18 protein-coding genes, 1 pseudogene and 1 riboswitch are annotated in these 19,169 nt (G+C 39.9%); of the genes and pseudogenes, 8 read left to right on the top strand and 11 right to left on the bottom strand.

Translation table 11 applies throughout. The annotated features are described in order from the left end of the window. Positions 1–38: 38 nt before the first annotated feature. Positions 39–1,643 (top strand): ABC-F family ATP-binding cassette domain-containing protein, encoded by a 1,605-nt coding sequence (locus MHB42_RS09715; protein ID WP_340805787.1) that lies wholly within the window; start codon positions 39–41, stop codon positions 1,641–1,643. A gap of 47 nt (positions 1,644–1,690) precedes the next feature. On the opposite strand, the pseudogene MHB42_RS09710 reads toward MHB42_RS09715, so the two are convergent. Further along, positions 1,691–2,364: pseudogene (locus tag MHB42_RS09710) on the bottom strand (amidohydrolase family protein). A gap of 79 nt (positions 2,365–2,443) precedes the next feature. Continuing rightward, positions 2,444–2,914, bottom strand: coding sequence for a DinB family protein (locus tag MHB42_RS09705; RefSeq protein WP_340805786.1), 471 nt, complete (start codon positions 2,912–2,914; stop codon positions 2,444–2,446). Between the two features lie 172 nt (positions 2,915–3,086). On the opposite strand from MHB42_RS09705, the gene MHB42_RS09700 reads away from it, so the two are divergent. From MHB42_RS09700 to MHB42_RS09690, 3 genes are all read left to right on the top strand, one after another. Next, the gene (locus MHB42_RS09700) at positions 3,087–3,716 is read left to right on the top strand and encodes a hypothetical protein (RefSeq protein ID WP_340805785.1); all 630 of its coding nucleotides are present in this window, start codon (positions 3,087–3,089) and stop codon (positions 3,714–3,716) included. A gap of 59 nt (positions 3,717–3,775) precedes the next feature. Continuing rightward, positions 3,776–4,600: a S1C family serine protease gene (locus tag MHB42_RS09695; protein WP_340805784.1), complete on the top strand. Its 825-nt coding sequence runs from the start codon at positions 3,776–3,778 to the stop codon at positions 4,598–4,600. Positions 4,601–4,716: 116 nt separating this feature from the next. After that, positions 4,717–5,379 carry a GAP family protein gene (locus MHB42_RS09690; RefSeq protein ID WP_340805782.1) on the top strand — a complete coding sequence of 221 codons (663 nt, stop codon included), beginning with the start codon at positions 4,717–4,719 and terminating at the stop codon, positions 5,377–5,379. Between the two features lie 71 nt (positions 5,380–5,450). Here the strand turns inward: MHB42_RS09690 and MHB42_RS09685 are convergent, their stop codons facing one another. After that, positions 5,451–5,651 carry a cold-shock protein gene (locus MHB42_RS09685; RefSeq protein WP_004230088.1) on the bottom strand — a complete coding sequence of 67 codons (201 nt, stop codon included), beginning with the start codon at positions 5,649–5,651 and terminating at the stop codon, positions 5,451–5,453. A 223-nt stretch (positions 5,652–5,874) separates the two neighbouring features. Continuing rightward, the gene (locus MHB42_RS09680; protein WP_340805756.1) at positions 5,875–6,195 is read right to left on the bottom strand and encodes a DUF1033 family protein; all 321 of its coding nucleotides are present in this window, start codon (positions 6,193–6,195) and stop codon (positions 5,875–5,877) included. 88 nt (positions 6,196–6,283) lie between these two features. On the opposite strand from MHB42_RS09680, the gene MHB42_RS09675 reads away from it, so the two are divergent. The 4 genes from MHB42_RS09675 to MHB42_RS09660 all read left to right on the top strand — a co-directional run bounded on the left by MHB42_RS09675 (position 6,284) and on the right by MHB42_RS09660 (position 10,251). After that, the gene (locus MHB42_RS09675; RefSeq protein WP_340805754.1) at positions 6,284–8,011 is read left to right on the top strand and encodes a globin-coupled sensor protein; all 1,728 of its coding nucleotides are present in this window, start codon (positions 6,284–6,286) and stop codon (positions 8,009–8,011) included. Positions 8,012–8,055: 44 nt separating this feature from the next. Next, positions 8,056–8,337, top strand: a complete 282-nt coding sequence (locus tag MHB42_RS09670) for an acylphosphatase (protein WP_340805753.1) — start codon at positions 8,056–8,058, stop codon at positions 8,335–8,337. A gap of 208 nt (positions 8,338–8,545) precedes the next feature. Continuing rightward, positions 8,546–9,196: a 5-bromo-4-chloroindolyl phosphate hydrolysis family protein gene (locus MHB42_RS09665; RefSeq protein ID WP_340805751.1), complete on the top strand. Its 651-nt coding sequence runs from the start codon at positions 8,546–8,548 to the stop codon at positions 9,194–9,196. Beyond that, positions 9,193–10,251 carry a toxic anion resistance protein gene (locus MHB42_RS09660; RefSeq protein ID WP_340805750.1) on the top strand — a complete coding sequence of 353 codons (1,059 nt, stop codon included), beginning with the start codon at positions 9,193–9,195 and terminating at the stop codon, positions 10,249–10,251. Before MHB42_RS09665 ends, MHB42_RS09660 begins: the two co-directional genes overlap by 4 nt. Before the next feature lie 51 nt (positions 10,252–10,302). On the opposite strand, the gene MHB42_RS09655 is transcribed toward MHB42_RS09660, so the two are convergent. From MHB42_RS09655 to MHB42_RS09625, 7 genes are all read right to left on the bottom strand, one after another. Beyond that, positions 10,303–10,500 carry a DUF6501 family protein gene (locus MHB42_RS09655; RefSeq protein ID WP_340805748.1) on the bottom strand — a complete coding sequence of 66 codons (198 nt, stop codon included), beginning with the start codon at positions 10,498–10,500 and terminating at the stop codon, positions 10,303–10,305. 319 nt (positions 10,501–10,819) lie between these two features. Next, the gene (locus tag MHB42_RS09650) at positions 10,820–11,572 is read right to left on the bottom strand and encodes an SDR family NAD(P)-dependent oxidoreductase (protein ID WP_340805747.1); all 753 of its coding nucleotides are present in this window, start codon (positions 11,570–11,572) and stop codon (positions 10,820–10,822) included. Positions 11,573–11,676: 104 nt separating this feature from the next. After that, complete coding sequence (locus tag MHB42_RS09645) at positions 11,677–12,408, bottom strand: amino acid ABC transporter ATP-binding protein (protein WP_340805746.1); 732 nt, start codon at positions 12,406–12,408, stop codon at positions 11,677–11,679. Between the two features lie 12 nt (positions 12,409–12,420). Beyond that, entirely contained in the window at positions 12,421–13,146 is a 726-nt protein-coding gene (locus tag MHB42_RS09640) for an amino acid ABC transporter permease (protein WP_340805745.1), read from the bottom strand. 136 nt (positions 13,147–13,282) lie between these two features. Further along, entirely contained in the window at positions 13,283–14,146 is an 864-nt protein-coding gene (locus tag MHB42_RS09635; RefSeq protein ID WP_340805743.1) for a transporter substrate-binding domain-containing protein, read from the bottom strand. 118 nt (positions 14,147–14,264) lie between these two features. Beyond that, positions 14,265–14,451, bottom strand: a riboswitch (Lysine riboswitch). 349 nt (positions 14,452–14,800) lie between these two features. Beyond that, positions 14,801–16,036, bottom strand: coding sequence for a 2-oxoglutarate dehydrogenase complex dihydrolipoyllysine-residue succinyltransferase (gene odhB, locus MHB42_RS09630; RefSeq protein ID WP_340805741.1), 1,236 nt, complete (start codon positions 16,034–16,036; stop codon positions 14,801–14,803). Positions 16,037–16,129: 93 nt separating this feature from the next. Beyond that, complete coding sequence (locus tag MHB42_RS09625) at positions 16,130–18,955, bottom strand: 2-oxoglutarate dehydrogenase E1 component (protein WP_340805739.1); 2,826 nt, start codon at positions 18,953–18,955, stop codon at positions 16,130–16,132. Positions 18,956–19,169 lie beyond the last annotated feature (214 nt).

Raw genomic sequence — 19,169 nt, 5'->3', positions numbered from 1 at the left:
GCTATACTAGAGCCATTGTGAAAAAAGGAGGAACTTGCATGATTCAAGTTAGTAATGTAGGTCTTCGCTATGGCGATCGTAAACTATTTGAAGACGTAAATATAAAATTCACACCGGGAAATTGCTACGGTTTAATTGGGGCAAATGGTGCCGGGAAATCCACATTTTTAAAAATCCTTTCTGGTGAAATTGAGGCACAGGAAGGTCATGTATCGATGGGCAAGGATGAGCGTCTATCTGTCCTAAAGCAAAACCACTTTGAATACGATGAGCATACAGTGCTTGATACAGTTATTATGGGGAATAAGCGTCTGTATGATGTAAAAACAGAAAAAGATGCCATCTATGCAAAGGAAGATTTCTCAGATGAGGATGGTATGCGTGCAGCAGAGCTAGAAGGCGAATTTGCAGAGCTAAACGGTTGGGAAGCGGACTCAGAGGCTGCAACATTATTAAATGGCTTAGGTATTACAGATGACCTGCATTATATGCTAATGGGTGATCTTGAAGGCTCTGATAAAGTCAAAGTATTACTGGCACAGGCATTATTCGGTCAGCCTGACGTACTATTGCTTGACGAGCCTACCAACCACCTTGACTTAAAGGCAATTCAATGGTTAGAGGAATTCCTCATTAACTTTGAGAACACAGTTATTGTGGTATCCCATGACCGCCACTTCTTAAATAAAGTATGTACACATATTGCGGATTTGGACTTCTCTAAAATTCAATTATATGTGGGGAACTATGATTTCTGGTATGAATCTTCTCAATTAGCACAAAAAATGGCACAAGACCAAAACGCGAAAAAAGAAGAGAAAATTAAAGAGCTACAAGCATTTATCGCCCGCTTCTCTGCGAATGCTTCTAAATCGAAGCAAGCAACATCTCGTAAAAAAATGCTGGATAAAATTGAGCTGGATGATATTAAGCCATCAAGCCGTAAATATCCATTTATCAACTTCCAAATCGGACGTGAAATCGGGAATGATGTGCTAACAGTGGACGGCTTAACTGCGAGTCATGAAGGCGAAACACTATTTAAGGATATTCGCTTCTCGATGAACAAAGAGGATAAAGTCGTGTTACTTGGTAGCCCGCTAGCGAAGACAGCCCTTCTTGATATTTTAATGGAAGAAAAGGAAGCGGATGCTGGTACATTTAAGTGGGGTGTCACAACATCTCGCAGCTACTTCGAAAACGACCATGATAAATACTTTGAAGGCTCTGAAAAAACATTGGTGGAATGGCTACGTCAATACTCACCAGAAGATGAAACAGAAAGCTTCTTACGCGGCTTCCTAGGACGTATGCTATTCTCTGGTGAAGAAGTGAAAAAATCCCCTGCTGTATTATCAGGGGGCGAAAAGGTACGCTGTATGCTATCGAAAATGATGCTTGCAACAGCGAACGTTATTTTACTTGATGAGCCAACAAACCATCTTGACCTTGAATCCATTCAAGCATTGAATGAAGGCTTAATTCGCTTTAAAGGTGCGATGATTTTCACATCCCATGACCATCAGTTTATCCAAACAATTGCTAACCGTGTCATTGAAATCCGTGAAGATGGCTCCATTTTAGATAAGCAACTAACATATGATGAATTTTTAGAATGGAAAGATAGCCAAGGCTTAAGCTAATGGCTATCACAAATCCTCTGCCAACAATTTTTAGGCAGAGGATTTTTTCACTTAAAATACCATTGCATAGCATTTAGATAGAGTATTTTCGCAGCAGCCTGTTCAGCAAATAGCTGCTGAATCAATGCGATATCTGTCACATCAAAAGGTCTTTTTGCTCTTGTTGATGGCAAATCAGTGCCAAACATAAGCGCATCTGGATTGATCGCCTCAATAGATGTTAGAGCATTTTTCACATCTAGCGCTACACGCCCAAAGCCTTGACACGCACCCCTTTGTCCACTAGCTTTAATAAATGCGGAAGCCCTTCTTCCGATAGCCCTAAATGGTCAATCGATATAGCAGGCAATTTTTCAAGCGTTGCTGCAATTTCAGGTAATGCTTTAGCGTCTATATACAGCTCACGATGCCAGCCAACTAAATCGTACACCCTTCTTGCAAAGCTAGCTAGCTTCGATAAATCTTCTGAGCCATCTCGTTGAATATTAAAGCGTAATGCATGCACCCCATTGCTATGTAAATGAAGGATTTCATCATCCGTCACGCTATAAGGCAATTGCGTCACCCCACCAAATGCAGGACCAAGCTGCTGTAAGGCTTTTAATAAATAATGTTGCTCAAAGCCTTGAAAAGACCCTGATACAATGGTATCAAGTTGCGTTGTTTCCGTTTGATAAACCTCCACTACATAGCTTGGTGGTGTATAGCCTTGATTTTCAATAAATAGTTAAAATAATGATTTCTCACCGTTATACCATAAAAAAAGCAGCAAATCTACGGCTGATTTGCTGCATCCACTATTATTGCATTTCCTTTGTTGGTCCCATAACACCTGGTACTGGTAAGCCTGCTTGACGCAGTAATACCGTCATTTGCCCACGGTGGTGTGTTTGGTGATCCACTAATACGCGTAATAAAGCACCCTTTGGCATTGGTCTAGTAAAGCCCGTTACTTCCTCTAGTAAATCTTGATCAGATAGCTTTGCTACCTCTTCCTTAATGGCATTGGCTACCTTTTCATAGGCAGTTACAATCTCAGCAGCCGTTGCTGGCACTGGGTCTTCCTGACGAATGGATGGAACCTTTAAGCCTGCAAGATAACTAAAGTAACCTGCTGCGCCTACTAAATGCCAGCCAAGCCAGCCAAGTGTACTATGCCCTTCTACAATACTTTGTCCAAGCTTATCATCTGTCATTGCCTGTAATACTTGTAATGTCCCTTGTGCAGCATTTGACCATTCATGAACAAAATCATCTACTTGTCGATACATCCTGTAACCCCCTATTTTTTAACTTCCATTCTATCATAGTGAATTTTTATAGCTGTGACAAGTTTTTCAACTAATAGTTTACATAATAATATTACTAGTATTATTAACATATTATTCGTCTAATGCACATTATTTACGTATACTAAAAGAAAAGAGCGAAGGGGTTTGTTGTATGAAACGTACTATACTAGTTCTTTCTCTTGCTACATTATTTGCTGGCTGTACAGCAGAGCCTGTTGTACCAGTCACTACGCCTACGGTAGAAGACAAAACACCCGCTCAACAAGAGCAAGGAGCTTTGCGATCCTTTTTCCCACCAGATGGGTCTACTGCTTATTTTCAAGGGGAAGGCAATGAATTCGCAGGCTATACATTGCGTACAACCTTTCTAGATGCCGAGCATATTGCACAGCTAGAGGATAATGGTGGTGTTGTTCTCTTAAAAATCTACCGCATTACAAATACAACGATTGACCTTGTCTTCCAAGAGCCTGTTGATAGTGAGCCAGCATTGCCAAGTGCAGCAGAGGCGGCTGCTTACCCTGTGCTCGAAACAATTCTTCAGCAGCCATTACAGGTGGGCACAAGCTTTCAAGGCTGGACAATTGAATCGACAAACGCTACGGTTGATACAGGGACAACAGTCTATCACGATGTTATCCAGCTAACACGCTTAGAGGATGGCATGACGACAACCAAATTTTTTGTAGCAGGCATCGGTCTTATTCGCACAGAGCATACGATGCAAACAGCAGAAGATGAGCCATTTGTCGTCACATCAACCTTACAAAAAATAGAATAGTATTGTTAGAAACAGGCGTCCAGCTTGGGCGTCTGCTGTTGTCGTGAAGGGGGGATTCAATGAGCAAGCAACAGCCATCACCAACAGAGCAGGAAGAATTAACAGAAGAGGAATTCATTGAGCTTGTACTGGCTGAGCAGCAAAAAGCATTGGCACAAGAGCACCAAGAACGACTTGCTGGGCAACAGCCACGACAGCAACGACCGCTTATTCGCTGGATCGTTTGGGCGATGGCATTGGTGTTAGTTTTTAATACGTTTGCCTTAATTTTTCAAATTTACTCCATTCCTGCTATTGAATTTATTCAAGTATCGACACGCCTATCGAGCGAAGAGCATATTCAAACCTATAAAAAGGCAGTTGTGGAAGTTTCTGCAGGAACAAGTAAAGGTACTGGATTTGCCATTTCCGCTGATGGCTTAATTGTTACGAATGCCCATGTTGTTGAGGATGCCACTACGCTTGCGGTTGTCTTTCCTGAGGAGGGCTTGATGGAGGCAACACTTCTGCAAAGCTACCCAGAGGTTGATTTAGCCTTATTGCAGGTGGAGGCAGAGCAGCTCCCTCACCTACCGCTTGCTGATAATCCAATATTTCAGCCTGATGAGCATATTACCTTTATTGGCAATCCGCTTTACTTTACAGGTATTGCAAATGAAGGAACATTGCTAACATCCATTCAATTGGAGGGATGGCAGGAACCTGTTATGATGCTACAAGCACCTGTTTATCGTGGCAATAGTGGTAGCCCTGTGATCAATGAGCAAGGAGAGGTCATTGGCATTGTTTTCGCTACAATGAAGCATGATAGCTATGGACGTGTAGGATTATTTGTCCCTGTGCAGCAGCTTCATTCTATTCAATCAGAGCACGTCTACCCATAAACCTGTGATAAACAGGTTTAACTATTAGTTTACATAATAATATTATTGTTAGAAAAATAATGAAACATTCTGTATGTTTAATCGTATATAAGGCTATGAAGGGAGGCTTTTGAGCAGTGGCTCTATGGATGTCTTTAGGTGGATTCGCATTATTAGATACATTAAGCCCTACCATTATTGGCGTAACAATATATTTGATACTAGCTGATCGTAACAATCGCATTGTCCGATTAGGAGCATATTTATTAACCGTTGTCATTCTGTATTTTTTATTAGGAGTTATGCTAATGTTTGGCTTCGATTATATCGTGGGAGCATTTGCAAGCTTTTTTCAAAGTCAATTCTTTCGATGGGTTCTTTTCATTATAGGAGTGGGCTTATTTATCGGCAGCTACTATGTGCCTGCCAAGAAGAATGCTTTGCCGACACCGCAAACGCAGGGGCTATTGTCTATGGTGCTTGTAGGGATAATGACATTTTTTATGGAAGCAGGAACCGCATTTCCTTATTTTGCGGCTATTGGCTTAGTCGCCACAATGGATATTTCCCTCCTCTATCGTCTGCTTATTATTGCCGCCTATAATCTAATCATGATTGCGCCTGCCCTTCTTCTCTTTGCTGGGTATTCGTTCATGGGCAAATATATGCACACAGCCTTGGTAAAGCTGCGGGATAAGCTATCCACTAGCACGCATTCCACCCTGTCTTGGATGATGTGTATTGTTGGAGTGATCATTGTGTTGTATGCAATAGATGGCTTAACGATTACGATTCCATAGCAGTATGAAAAAAGACACTCTATATGCATAGAGTGTCTTTGTTTAACGAAAGTAATTTTAATTGTTATGAATTAAAGTTTAGTTACGTTAGCAGCTTGTGGTCCGCGGTTGCCATCTACAACTTCGAATTCCACTTTTTGACCTTCGTCAAGAGTTTTGAAACCTTCGCCTTGGATAGCTGAGAAGTGTACGAATACGTCGTTTTCACCTTCAACTTCGATAAATCCAAAACCTTTTTCTGAGTTAAACCATTTTACTGTACCTTGTTTCATTTAAGAAAACCTCCAAAAAATAAAAGTGAACAATATGTAATTTCTTCAGCGAATGAAAAAAATTCACATATTACAAAGAGTACCGAACTAACGCGATCACTTTTTGTAATATGTGAATTCATGTTTCCGGTGAAGCAATTAAATTGTTAACCTAAGTATAACCGCTATTCATAATTTTGTCAAATAAAGAAAAGAGCTTTTTTACGTTTTTTTCGAAATTATTTTACAGCACTTCTCGCTTACAAGCAATAATGCCATGATAAACCTGTGCATCATCATCACAAGCCTCACAGTAAAAGCTTTCATCCTCTGACCAAAAAGCCCAATACTGCCCCTCCTTTGTAGCCTCATGCTGATAAATGGAGCGAAAGTGCGCTAATTTTTGTTGTAAGGCAAGCTCAAATAGCTCCTTTGTTTCAAATGTATCCTGTGTTTGAATAAACGCTTCCCAGCCTTCAAATTTCCACCAAGGCTCATAGTCTGCTTTCATGTAAATAATTGTATACATATTTGTCCATTCCTTGCTGTCATAAGATATGTTCATTTTAGCAAAGCCATCTGAAATGTCTATTAAAACCACCTGTATTATGCTATTATTACCTTATTATACATACTATTGGGAGGTATTTTTTATGTTTTCAAGCATTCGTCCTAAGGCAGAGCTAGATGAGTTACTTAAACGCGGCACAGATTTACATGCAACAGGTCGATTTCACCAAACATTAACATTCAATCATTTTCAATCAGAGGATGAAGCACATCTCAAAGCACTCTATGACAAGCTAAAAGATATTTCACCTTCTATGAATGCCATTTTTCAGCAGTATTTACGTGAGATATCCCCTACCTCTCAAATAACGATTCGTGAAGAGCAGATTGAACGATATTTATCACAGTTTTTCCTTGCAACGCGTGATGATGCTTATGTGGATGAAACGATTAAGTTTTTTAATTTACTGCGTCAGCATCGATATCAACCAGGGCAATTAATCGTTGTCTTTAATCAATTTGCATTTTATATTACTACATATATTTTACACAATTTCGGCCTCAAGCCAAACAAAGCCTTTCAATATATGAAATCCTTCCAGGCCGCTGTCAATGTCGATCAGGAATTGCTTGTGGAGGTATTAACAGAGCGTATTATTGAAAACGTTGTCAGTGAAATATCCTCTTTAATGGATGTAAATGCAAAAATTATGTATATGAAGGATTTAGTATTTAGCTTAGATAAGCAGCATGAGGAAATTCAATCCTCTACGGCTGCCACAGAGGAAATTGCCGCTTCAATTAATGAAGTCGCACGCATGTCCTCACATATATCCGAAAAAACAACGGAATCTGTTGATTATGCAACAAAGGGGAAAAATGCGATTGAGCATGCCTTATCGGAAATCTTTAAAACAGAAGAAACGTTTGCCTCGATTGTACAATCATTTTCAGAATTGCAAAAACGGGTAAATGATATTGAGCAGGTTGTTACATTAATTAATCAAATTGCTGACCAAACAAATTTGCTTGCCTTAAATGCCTCGATTGAAGCGGCACGTGCGGGTGAGCATGGCAAGGGCTTTGCGGTTGTTGCACAGGAGGTACGAAAGCTCGCTGAAAGCACGGTTTCTGCGCTAAGTGAAGTATCGTCAAATGTCCATCATTTAAAAAGCTATTCCAATGATGTAGCCAGCTCTATTACAGATACAACTACCATTATTAAAGAAGCAACGATTGAGGCAAAGGATTCATTACCATTATTAAACGCGATTGTTGAGGCAATTGAGCGTATTAATCTGGATGTCACAAATACAGCAGCCATCTCGCAGGAGCAGGCAGCCGCAATTGATGAAGTATCTACAAGAATGATTGAAATTTCAAACTTGCAGGAAGAGATACGTGACTATAGTCATCAAACCTCAAATGATATTCATTTATTAGGGCAGGAAATTAATCGCTTCCGCAATGATATTATTACCAATAACAATGTCCAGCTATCATCGATTGCTCTGCTACAATTATCAAAGGCAGATCATATTTTATGGAAGTGGCGCATTTATAATATGTTCCTTGGCTTGGAGCATGTTGAACCAAGCGATGTTTCCTCTCATCGAGATTGTCGTCTTGGTAAATGGTATACAGCTCCTCGCACAGTCGAGCGCTTTGGTCATTTACAGGATTACCGTGAATTAGATAGCTATCATTTACAAGTACATGAATCAGCGAAGCTTGCAGCAGAGGCTCATAAAGCGGGCAATATCGAACAGGCTGAGGTTCATTTAACAGAGATTAACAAAGCATCTGAGCAAGTTCTTTATTATATTAATAACTTAATTGCCTATGTAGAAAAAGATCGTGTGATGCAATAACTGGAGAGGTCATCCCCTCTCCCACATTCGTAGGAGGTATTCGCTTGAATAAACGAGCAAAAATTAAATTTTTTGGCGATGTGTATGGAACAGGCTATCGTTTCTTTATTAAACAAAAAGCGATTGAATTAGGCTTAAAGGGCTATTGTAAGCTAAATGATGCAGACCAAATTGAGGTAGAGGTGGAAGGCTCCGAAAAAGCTATCAATGAATTCCTGCTTTTTGTACAAAAAGGTGTAAGCCCACAAGCCGATTCCAATTCATTTTCACTAGAGCTATACGATGATTTAAAAGGATATGTACGCATGGAGTCAGACATTGTTTAGTCTGGCTCTTTTTTAGGTTACGCAATGCTTGGAAATTTTGCTTGATCACAGGGCTCTATGGCGAAACTGCGTATTTTAAGTTGGTTATCATTGAGAAAGTTAGCGATTCGCAGTAAAATTTATGTAAGGTTTCTTTTTTCAATGAAACTTTCTGTCGATTATTTCGTATAAGAAGATAGGTATATTGAAAAGCAAGGAGGAAGGAACAATGCTTAGTGTTGGACAGTTTTTTTCTAGACATGCTGCTAGCTTCTTTATTTCGCTCACAACTGTTTCTATCGCAACCATTGCGGCAAATCCTGGATTCTTCCTTGGTGGTTTACTGTTTGGGGGTTCATATGCGACGAGTACAGCATTGTTGAAATATAGACAAAAAAGAAAAGTCATGCAACTAGCAGGTATCACAAAAGAAGAATACAAACATATTGAAACACAGCTATCAACAGCTAATAAGCAAATTCAAACATTAAGTCAAAACTATTTACGTGTCCGCTCTGTTGCAGCCTTTAAGCAACTGCTCGAAATGACACGTATCTCGAAAAATATTGTGAAAATCGTCAAAACTGATCCACGGAAGTTTTATAATGTTGAGCAATTTTTCTATGCACACTTACCTTCTGCTGTCGAGCTAACAGAGAAATATACAATGCTATCAAAGCAGCCTGTGAAGGATAAGGATATTCAATTAACATTATCGAAAACGCGTGAAACGTTAACCGATTTAAACGATACGATTCAAATCGATTTAAAGGATGCGCTTGCCAATGATATTGACCATCTCCAAATGGAAATTGAATTTGCCAATCGCTCCAACCTTAGACGCAGAGAACAATTGGACTGGCGAGGCGATGAAAAATGACAGCAAATAATCATGCATTTCAGCTCCATACAATACCCGGTCTTTCTCCGCTCGTGCAATCCTACTTAGAAGCGGCTCCACAGCAAGAGGCGATGGCGACATATGAAACGCTATCGCCTCTTGCACAAAGTCGTGCATTGCTCTATGCAAGCCAAATTGACCTGACTGATTTTGAATCATTGCTATCGCTCGGTCAGGATTCACAGCGAGCCCTCTCTCAATTTGCAGATCGTATGCTTGCACAGGTCAAGCAAAAGGATGTCACGAAAATTGGACAAATGCTTGATTCACTTATGCAAACATTAGACCGCGTAGACCCAACAGCCTTGGAGCCGAAGAAGCAAACCTTTTTGAAAAAAATCTTTGGCAAAACAGAGCCAACTGTGAAGCAAACATTAACAGAATTTGAGCGTATTAGTATACAGGTGGAGCGTATTGGGGTGCAGCTAGAACGTGCTCAGCTTCAGCTTATGAAAGATGTTGAAAATTTAGAAGCTCTTTATGCACATAATCGGGGATTTTTTGAGGAGCTCGCAACAGCCATTGTAGCTGGTCAAATGAAAAAGCAGCAGGCTATTGAGGAGGAGCTACCCGCAAAGGTAGCAAGCGTCCAAGCTACAAAGCAGCCATTAGCCATTCAACAGCTCAATGACTTTGCCGCACAAATCGAACGGCTGGATCAGCGCATTTATGATTTACAGGTGTCACAGCAAGTAGCACTTCAAACAGCTCCGCAAATTCGTATGATTCAACAGGCAAATCAAACATTGGCTGAAAAAATAGAGTTTTCCATTGTTACGTTAATTCCACTATGGAAAAATCAGCTTGCAATGATGCTCTCGATGCATATGGATCAGCACTATGCACAGCTAGAGGAACGCTTATCCCGCGCACAAGATCGCTTTGCAAGCTCTTCGTTTGAGCAGCAAGTATCAAAGTTTAAGGAAACGCAGCAGGAGCTACAAACAGCCATTAAGGATGTTTTTGCGCTACATACGGCAACAGAGCAGGAAAAACAGCAATTGCAGGATGTAGCAAATGCTCGCAAGCTCTAGCAGCAGCTAAAAAGGGTGGCTCAGTCATGTTCTGAACCACCCTATGCTTATTTATTCAAAATAATCTTTATAATAGCCACCGATTTTACCTGTATTATCGATGATAAAAATGAACTCCTCTGTTTCATTTTTCACTTCGTATTGTTTTCCTACTGTTAATACGTTGGATACTAAGTATTTGGATGCATTTGTATGTTTACAAGTTACTGTTCGTAATGTTGGCGCATCTTTCCATTTTAAATGTAACATATTCTCTCTCTACCTCTCTTTACTAGCGCAAAGCTAATGTCTATTGCTTATTTTATAATATTTTTGGGGCTTTGTGGAGAAAAAAGCTGTAGAAGACCTACTGAATTCAAAAAACTTTTAATAATTGAGGTGTTAATATGAGCTTTGGCGGTGTACCACAATGGTTTTTTATTATTGCCGTAGCATTTGCCATCTGCTTTGTTCTTTATGCAGAGTGGAATTCGAGAAAATAGTGATTTTGCTGAGTGATGATAAAAAAATAGAAGAGTCTTGCTATATTTTATTGAAGCAAGGCTTTTTCCCTATTCAAATCCAGCATTTATCGTCCACCGCTCACAGTAATAATTTCTCCAAGGATATAATTGGAAGCATCGCAGGAAAGAAAGGCAATGACCTCTGCTATTTCCATAGGTGTTGCAGCCCGATTAATCGGTACAGATGAAACCATACGCTCAAGTCGATTATCACCAGGCGCAAATTTATGATGAAAAGGTGTTTCTACCATTCCCGGTGCTACCCCATTTACGATAATTCCATATTGAATTAGCTCTCTAGACATGCCAATTGTCATTGTATTGATTGCTCCTTTAGCAGATGCATAGTGAATACTTTCACCTGCTCCGCCAATACGTGCAGCCGCTGAAGATATATTAATAATTTTTCCGCTTTTTTTCGGAATCATATATTTTAATACAGCTTGTGAGCATAGGAGAACACTCTTGACATTTAATATGAACGTTTCTTCCCATAGCTCTTCACACATATCCATAAATGTGCTTTGGCGAATGCCACCACCTGCGTTATTTACTAGCACGTCAATTGTGCCAAATGTAGCAATAGCTTGTTCAACCATTGCGTTCACTTCTTCTTTCTTCCTAACATCTGCTTGAATGGCAAGGGCATGTCCATCTTTTTCTTGAATACGTTGAGCGGCTTCCATCGCACCCTTTACATTTGAATGATAATTAATAATAACCTTAGCCCCTTTAGATGCCATTAGCTCAGCTGTGGCAAGTCCAATACCCGAACTTGCGCCTGTGATAAGAATAACCTTTCCCGATAAATTAGACATCGCTTCCCTCCTAACAATGTGTAATGACGTTTCTTATTCGGTCTGCTAGAAAAACGCTAAAATCCGCTTCACCTTCCACAGAAAGCTACACGGATTTACACGTTTTATTTTAATGTACGTTTTAAAAACTCTTTTGTACGCTCATGCTGCGGATTGACTAATACTTGTTGAGGAGGACCCTCCTCAACAATCACGCCTTTATCCATAAAGACAACACGATCTGCCACTTCTTTCGCAAACTCCATCTCGTGCGTGACAATCAACATCGTATTCCCCTCATCGGCAAGCTGACGCATGACCTTTAACACTTCCCCAACCATTTCAGGGTCAAGGGCTGATGTAGGCTCATCAAACAGCATCACATCAGGGTTCATTGATAAGGCACGTGCAATCGCTACACGCTGTTTTTGTCCACCTGATAGCTGGCGAGGCTTGGCATTGACATATTGATCCATGCCAACGATTTTTAAATATTTCAGCGCGATTTCCTCTGCATCCTTTTTAGAGCGCTTTAGTACCTTCATTTGTCCTACTGTACAGTTACTTAACACATTGTGGTTATTAAATAAATTAAATTGCTGAAACACCATTCCTAAATGTGTACGATATTCATCGATATTATGCTTGTCATTGAGGATATCTTCCCCTTTATAAATAATCTGACCACCACTTGGCGTTTCTAATAAATTAATGCAGCGCAGCAATGTTGATTTACCAGAGCCAGAGGAGCCGATTAAACAGACAACCTCACCCTTTTCCACTTGAAAATTCACATCTTTTAACACTTGGTTACGTCCAAATGATTTACTTAAATGCTCGATTTTAATGACTGTCATTTGTGCGCCCCCCTATACAGCTTCCTTTTGTTCTTTTTGATAGGCATCAGGCCCATCCAAACGTTTTTCAACATAGAGCAGAATGCGCGATGCGGTAAATGTCATGATGAAATAAAGCACACATGCCACAAAGAATGACTCAAAATAACGGAAGTTGTTGCCCGCAATTGATTTTGTTTGGAAGAATAGCTCCGTTACACCAATAACATTTAATACGGCTGTATCTTTAATATTCATAATTAATTGGTTGCCTGTTGCTGGCAGTATATTGCGTGCAACTTGTGGCAATACCACATGGAACATGATTTTAACATGGTTCATCCCAATCGCTGATGCCGCCTCATATTGACCTTTATCGATGGACACAATTCCACCACGTACAATTTCTGCCATATAAGCACCTGTATTCAGCGACACAACGACAATCCCCGCTGTAATAAAGTGCATATCAATGCCAAATGCAATATCTAATCCGTAGTAAACAACCATTGCTTGTACAATCATTGGTGTACCACGGAAAAATTCAACATAGCATGTTAGTATAAAATTAATAAGCTTTAAGCTATAAAATTTCACACCTTTTTTACGAACAGGAATCGTATGCATAATTCCGATGAAAAATCCGATAAATGCACCAATAATTGTACTAATAATCGAAATCAGTAACGTATAATACGCACCTCGTAAAAACATTTGCCAGTTGTTTTCAATAATTGAAAGTATCCATTCAAGACTCATGAAGCTCCTCCTCACAATATCATGTTGCCTGTGTAGTTCTATGTTTACTAGCATCGTATCATTATGTAGAGAGGTTCTCATTTTAATAATGATGAAATAATCATGCACGGACTAGCAACTAGCCCGTGCAATGTTATTATTGTGCTGCTGGTTGTTGGGCAATTGCCTCTTCCATAATTTGTTGACGCTCATCTTCTGAAATACCCTTTAAAATTTCATTGATTTTCTCAAGATTTGCATCATCTTTACGTAAGCCTACAGCAATAGATGTGTTAGAAAGGTCTGTATCAAAGCCTTGACCTTCTTCAAATGAAACATATGTGAATTTATCGTTCGCCGCTGCTGCTGAGATACCTTCTGGACGCTCGGCTACATAGCCGTCAATTTTGCCAGCCTCTAATGCCACACGCATTGCTGGGAAGTTTTCCATCGCTGTTTGCTTTTCTACACCGTCAATTTGATCGATTACATCATAGTTCGATGTATTTAATTGTGATGTAATTTTCGCGCCTGAGAAATCTTGAATCGATGTTGCCTTTTCAAATTCGCTGCCTTTTTTCACAACGATGACAAAATCAGATGTGTAATAGTTTTCTGTAAAATCAATTGTTTTCTTACGCTCTGCTGTTGGTGACATACCTGCGATAATGGCATCAATTTTATTGGATTGTAATGCTGGTACTAGTCCATCCCATTCTAATTTCACAATCACTAGCTCTTTGCCTAAGCCTTCAGCGATTTTTTTCGCCATTTGTACATCATAGCCGCCTGCATATTCTGCATTATCGGCAATTTTTACTGCGCCATTGGCATCACCCTGCTGTGTCCAGTTAAAAGGTGGATAACCAGCCTCCATGCCAATACGGAATTCACCGCCACTTTCTTCTGTGTCGCCTTCAGCATCGCCTGTGCTACCTTCATTTTTGTCGCTTGTGCCACATGCCGCTAGCACAATTGCCGTCATGATCGACAGCATTACTAACAACCATTTTCTTTTCATAAAAAACGCCCCTTTTCTGTCAAAAAATAAAACAACTGTATGAAAAAAGACCTAAGTTTCTGAACTTAGGTCTTGCCTTTTATAACAGTTGCCCAAATCCTCACTATACTTTCCATATTTCCGAGATAGCACAACCTAGTAAACCTGGAAAGCAATTTACTAGGACAGTCCTGCACTTATTCACTGCAGACCCAGCATAAAAGTACGAGCTCCTTTTATACTTCGGCGATAGTTCCTTCTTCACTGTGTCCTCGCTTGCTTATACTCAACAATGAACTAATAAATATCGCGCCTCTACCTCACCTATTGATACGAGTGAGGTTTGTCTATTTAATTGATACTTAGATACTACTATATAATGAATAGATTCGTCAAGCTCATTTTATCACTTTTCTGACTAATGACAATATTAGGGGATTATACTTGCTCTATCCATTGTCAAGCATGCTATTTTAACAATAAACACACTATATTCAACAAATATTTATTATAAAACAATTATTTATATGTAAAAAGATAGAGAGAGGTAATTTCTTTATAGAGCATAGACGGCAGAGCTTTGTCTGTAAAAACAGAAAAGGGCTGTCTGGAAAGATCACTCTTTTCAGACAGCCCTTGGCTAAAATCCTGCAGTGGTTGCAAAGGAGGTTATAATTATGAATTTAATAATAAGTCTTCAGGGTTCTCGATTAATTCTTTTACTGTTTTTAAGAAGCCTACTGAATCTTTACCATCAATAATACGATGGTCATATGATAATGCCACGTACATCATTGGACGGATTTCGATCTCGTTGTTCACTACTACTGGGCGTTGAACAATTGAGTGCATACCTAAAATACCAGCTTGTGTACCGTTCATAATTGGTGTTGACATTAATGAACCGAATACACCACCATTAGTAATCGTGAATGAACCGCCTGCCATGTCGTTTAAGCCTAATTTTTTGTCGCGTGCTTTTTTCGCTAACTCTGCGATATCCTTTTCGATTTCTGCAAAGTTTTTGCTGTTTGCATCACGTACAACTGGTACAACTAAGCCTTCTTCTGTTGATACAGCGATACCGATATCGAAGAAATTGTTTAAGTGAATTTCGTCCCCATTGATTTGTGCATTTACATAAGGGTATTTTTTAAGTGCTGCTACAACCGCTTTTGTGAAGAATGACATAAAGCCTAATTTAATGTCGTTATCTTTCACAAATTGCTCTTGCTTGCGTTTACGTAATGCCATAATGTTTGTCATGTCAATTTCGTTGAATGTTGTTAACATTGCTGTTGATTGCTTTACTTCTAATAAGCGTTTGGCAATTGTTTGACGACGACGAGACATTTTTTCGATTGTTACACGGTTTGTTTCTTCTGCTGGTGCAAATACAACAGGACCGTTTGTAGTAGTGATTGGTGCTGCTACAGCAGGAGCTGCTGGTGCTGTACCATGTGCTGCTACATCTTGTACACGTACACGACCTTGTGGGTCTACTGGAGATACCGCTGAAAGGTCAATACCTTTTTCACGTGCTAGCTTACGTGCTGCTGGTGATGCAATCACACGCTCGTTAGATGCTTCTTCTACTACTGGAGCTGCCGCTGCTGGCGTTGGTGCTGCTTGTGCTTCAGTTGGAGCCGCTGCTGCTGGTGCAGGTGCTGCGCCTTCGCCTGCTTCTACTACTGCGATAACTTGACCAACTAATACAGTATCGCCTTCTTCAGCTAAAATTTGTGTTAATACACCTGCTTCTTCAGAAATGATTTCAGCGTTTACTTTATCTGTTTCAAGTTCAACGATGAATTCACCTTTTTCAACGCGATCGCCCACTTTTTTTACCCATTGTGCGATACTACCTTCTGTAATCGATTCTGCTAATTCAGGGACTTTAATTTCAGCCACTTTTATTTCCTCCTTTGATTAACGTGCCTTATGCACATAAAAAGGCTACTGCTCTAGGCAAGTAGCCCAGCTGTCAAAAATTGATCTGTGATGTTATTTAACCTTTACTGGCTCAGCAACTGCCGCTTCAATAACGGCTGCTTGTGCTGCTTTATGGGAATCTGCATCGCCTTCAGAAGTAGAGCTCATTGCAGGACGTCCTACATAACGAAGCTGTTTACCTGCTGAAAGTTCATGTAATGTTTCGAGTGCATAATTCCATGTACCTTGGTTTTTAGGTTCTTCTTGTACCCATACGATTTCCTTCACATTAGGATACTTAGCAATAATACCAGCAACTTGCTCTTTTGGGAATGGGTAAAGTTGTTCCACACGAATAATGTGTAGGTGGTCGAAGCCTTCCCCGTCCTTCACGCGTTCTGCTAAGTCGATCATTACTTTACCTGTACCTAAAACAATGCGCTCTACAGCCTCTGGTTTTGTTCCTAAGCCTGGCTGTTCAATTACTTCTTGGAATGAGCCATTTGCTAATTGCTCAGCACTAGCTGCAGCTAATGGATGGCGCAGTAATGATTTTGGTGATACAACCACAAGTGGACGTACCCCTTCTGTGCCTAATAATGCTGCTTGGCGGCGCAATAAGTGGTAGTAGTTTCCTGCATTTGAGCAGTTTGCTACAAACCAGTTATTTTCCGCTGACATTTGTAAATAACGTTCCATACGGCTTGATGAGTGCTCTGGACCTTGGCCTTCATACCCATGTGGTAATAAAATAACTAGACCAGACTTTTGACCCCATTTCGCACGTGCCCCTGAAATAAAGTTATCAAACATCACTTGAGCCATGTTCGCGAAGTCACCGAATTGTGCTTCCCACACTGTTAGCACATGGTTGTTTTCTAAGTTATAGCCATATTCAAAGCCAACTACACCCGCTTCAGTTAACGGTGAGTTATACACTGAGAATGATGCATTTGCACCTGAAATATGATGCAATGGTGTAAAGACATTGCCATTGTTTTTATCGTGTAATACTAAGTGGCGTTGTGAGAATGTACCACGCTGTGCATCCTGACCAGTAAAGCGCACTGGTGTGCCATCTTGAATAATTGTTGCATATGCTAATGTTTCTGCATGTCCCCAATCGATTTTAGCAGAAGCAAAAGTATCACGACGTTTTTCTAAAATTTTGCCGAGCTTTTTCTGTGGTTCGAAGTTGTCTTCAAACACTAAAAGCTCTTCATTAATTTTTTCTAAACGCTCTGCTCCTACCGCTGTATCCAGTTGTGGGAACTCTATTTTTAGTTCTTCTGGCATTTCTAATGGGTCGTGTGCATCTTTTGCAGCCATTTCTTTCACATGGTCATATGCAGCTTGCATTTCAGCATAAACGGCTGTATCTAATGCAGCAACCTCTTCAGCTGATACAAGACCTTCTGCTACTAATTGCTGACCATATAATGCACGTACTGTTTCATGCTTCGCAACCAATTTATATGTTTCTGGGTTTGTTACTGTTGGATCATCTGTTTCATTATGACCATGACGACGATAGCCAATTAAGTCAACTACGATATCTTTACCGAATTTTTGACGGTAGCTAGCGGCAAAGCGACCAACAAGGACAACTGCCTCTGGGCTATCTGCATTGACATGGACAACTGGTACTTCGTAGCCTTTTGCTGGGTCAGAAGAATAAATAGATGAACGTGAGTCTTGCTGTTCTGTTGTGAAGCCAATCATATTGTTGGCAATAATATGGATTGTCCCACCTGTTGTAAAGCCTTCTGTTTTCGCAAAGTTTAATACTTCTGTTACAATCCCTTGACCTGGGAATGCCGCATCACCATGCACAAGAATACCTAAGCCCTTTGTACGGTCATGAGTAGCTTGACCTGGTTTTGACGTATCATCCTGTGTAGCACGTGTAGCCCCAAGTACCACTGGATTCCCAACCTCTAAGTGTGATGGGTTATAAGCAAGCTTCACATTCATCCCTGATTCACGTTGATAAGACGCACCCATGTGATACTTTACATCACCTGTCCAGCCTTTTGTAATAGCAAGGCGGCCATGCTCTGGCATAAATAAATCATTGGAAACATGTGCAAAATCAGCGAACATCATATCATATGGTTTATTTAAAATATGTGTTAAGACATTTAAACGACCACGGTGTGCCATCCCAATGCGAACATTTTCGACATTATCTGCCTCTACAGTTTTTAAAATTTCATCAAATAGAACGATTTGCGTATCTAAGCCCTCACCAGAGAAACGCTTTTGTCCTACAAATGTCTTATGAATAAATTTTTCAAAATTTTCAACATGTGTTAAACGATCTAATAGTGCTTTTTTCTCATCAGCTGTTAATGCTTGCTGGAAAGCACCTGATTCAATTTGTGCTTGAATCCATTCACGCTCTTCTGTTGCTGTTACATGACTATATTCAAAAGCTACTTTATCTGTATATACAGCTTTTAAATAGTCGATTGCATCCTTACCATTTTTCACGTTTGCTGGCACATCTTTGAAGAAGATTGCTGCAGGAATGGCTGCTAAATCGGCAGCGCTTAAGTTGAACGCACTTTCTTCGATTGGAGCTGTTTGCAGTTCACGATTTTTCAGCGGATAAATATCTGCTGCTAAATGCCCTTGTGAACGAATTGCTTTTGCTAATTTGACAGCGGCTAACACTTTTTTATAATCGCCAGCAGGAGCCGCTGCTGTATGACTAGCTACAGCTACTTCACCTTCCACTACTACTGGTGCACCAAATTGTTGAAATAAAGAAACTAACTCTGGTTCTACTTCTTCAGGAGCCTGTAAGAATAAGTCGTATTGCTCCATCACATATCCTAAGTTAGGACCAGAGAAAGCTGACCATGGAGAACTTACAGTTGTAACGTTGTTCGACATGAAAAATGACCTCCAAATTTTGCCTTTTGGCAGTTGCATTAATTAAATTGCAATTAATTATATAATATTTCACTGTTCTTTAAAAGGTTGTTGTTCATTGTTTTTCCATAATTTAAAGAACATTTTTTCCACTTCAATCTTACTACTCTTCACAAAAAATACAACTCTTTTTAGCAAATTAAGCAATTTTTTTCGCGAAGGATAGAATTCCGAA

The organism is Lysinibacillus sp. FSL K6-0232, from assembly GCF_038008325.1.
In the GTDB taxonomy this organism is placed as follows: Bacteria; Bacillota; Bacilli; order Bacillales_A; family Planococcaceae; genus Lysinibacillus.
This window is presented reverse-complemented; position numbering and strand designations above follow the sequence as displayed.

Bases quoted from the DNA above. Each gene is read 5' to 3' on its own strand.
- MHB42_RS09685 (WP_004230088.1), bottom strand. From the start codon at position 5,651: ATGAAACAAGGTACAGTAAAATGGTTTAACTCAGAAAAAGGTTTTGGA.
- MHB42_RS09635 (WP_340805743.1), bottom strand. From the start codon at position 14,146: ATGAAAAGAAAATGGTTGTTAGTAATGCTGTCGATCATGACGGCAATT.
- MHB42_RS09640 (WP_340805745.1), bottom strand. From the start codon at position 13,146: ATGAGTCTTGAATGGATACTTTCAATTATTGAAAACAACTGGCAAATG.
- MHB42_RS09700 (WP_340805785.1), top strand. From the start codon at position 3,087: ATGAAACGTACTATACTAGTTCTTTCTCTTGCTACATTATTTGCTGGC.
- MHB42_RS09625 (WP_340805739.1), bottom strand. From the start codon at position 18,955: ATGTCGAACAACGTTACAACTGTAAGTTCTCCATGGTCAGCTTTCTCT.
- MHB42_RS09650 (WP_340805747.1), bottom strand. From the start codon at position 11,572: ATGTCTAATTTATCGGGAAAGGTTATTCTTATCACAGGCGCAAGTTCG.
- MHB42_RS09680 (WP_340805756.1), bottom strand. From the start codon at position 6,195: ATGAACATATCTTATGACAGCAAGGAATGGACAAATATGTATACAATT.
- MHB42_RS09695 (WP_340805784.1), top strand. From the start codon at position 3,776: ATGAGCAAGCAACAGCCATCACCAACAGAGCAGGAAGAATTAACAGAA.
- MHB42_RS09715 (WP_340805787.1), top strand. From the start codon at position 39: ATGATTCAAGTTAGTAATGTAGGTCTTCGCTATGGCGATCGTAAACTA.
- MHB42_RS09705 (WP_340805786.1), bottom strand. From the start codon at position 2,914: ATGTATCGACAAGTAGATGATTTTGTTCATGAATGGTCAAATGCTGCA.
- MHB42_RS09655 (WP_340805748.1), bottom strand. From the start codon at position 10,500: ATGTTACATTTAAAATGGAAAGATGCGCCAACATTACGAACAGTAACT.
- MHB42_RS09645 (WP_340805746.1), bottom strand. From the start codon at position 12,408: ATGACAGTCATTAAAATCGAGCATTTAAGTAAATCATTTGGACGTAAC.
- MHB42_RS09665 (WP_340805751.1), top strand. From the start codon at position 8,546: ATGCTTAGTGTTGGACAGTTTTTTTCTAGACATGCTGCTAGCTTCTTT.
- MHB42_RS09675 (WP_340805754.1), top strand. From the start codon at position 6,284: ATGTTTTCAAGCATTCGTCCTAAGGCAGAGCTAGATGAGTTACTTAAA.
- MHB42_RS09660 (WP_340805750.1), top strand. From the start codon at position 9,193: ATGACAGCAAATAATCATGCATTTCAGCTCCATACAATACCCGGTCTT.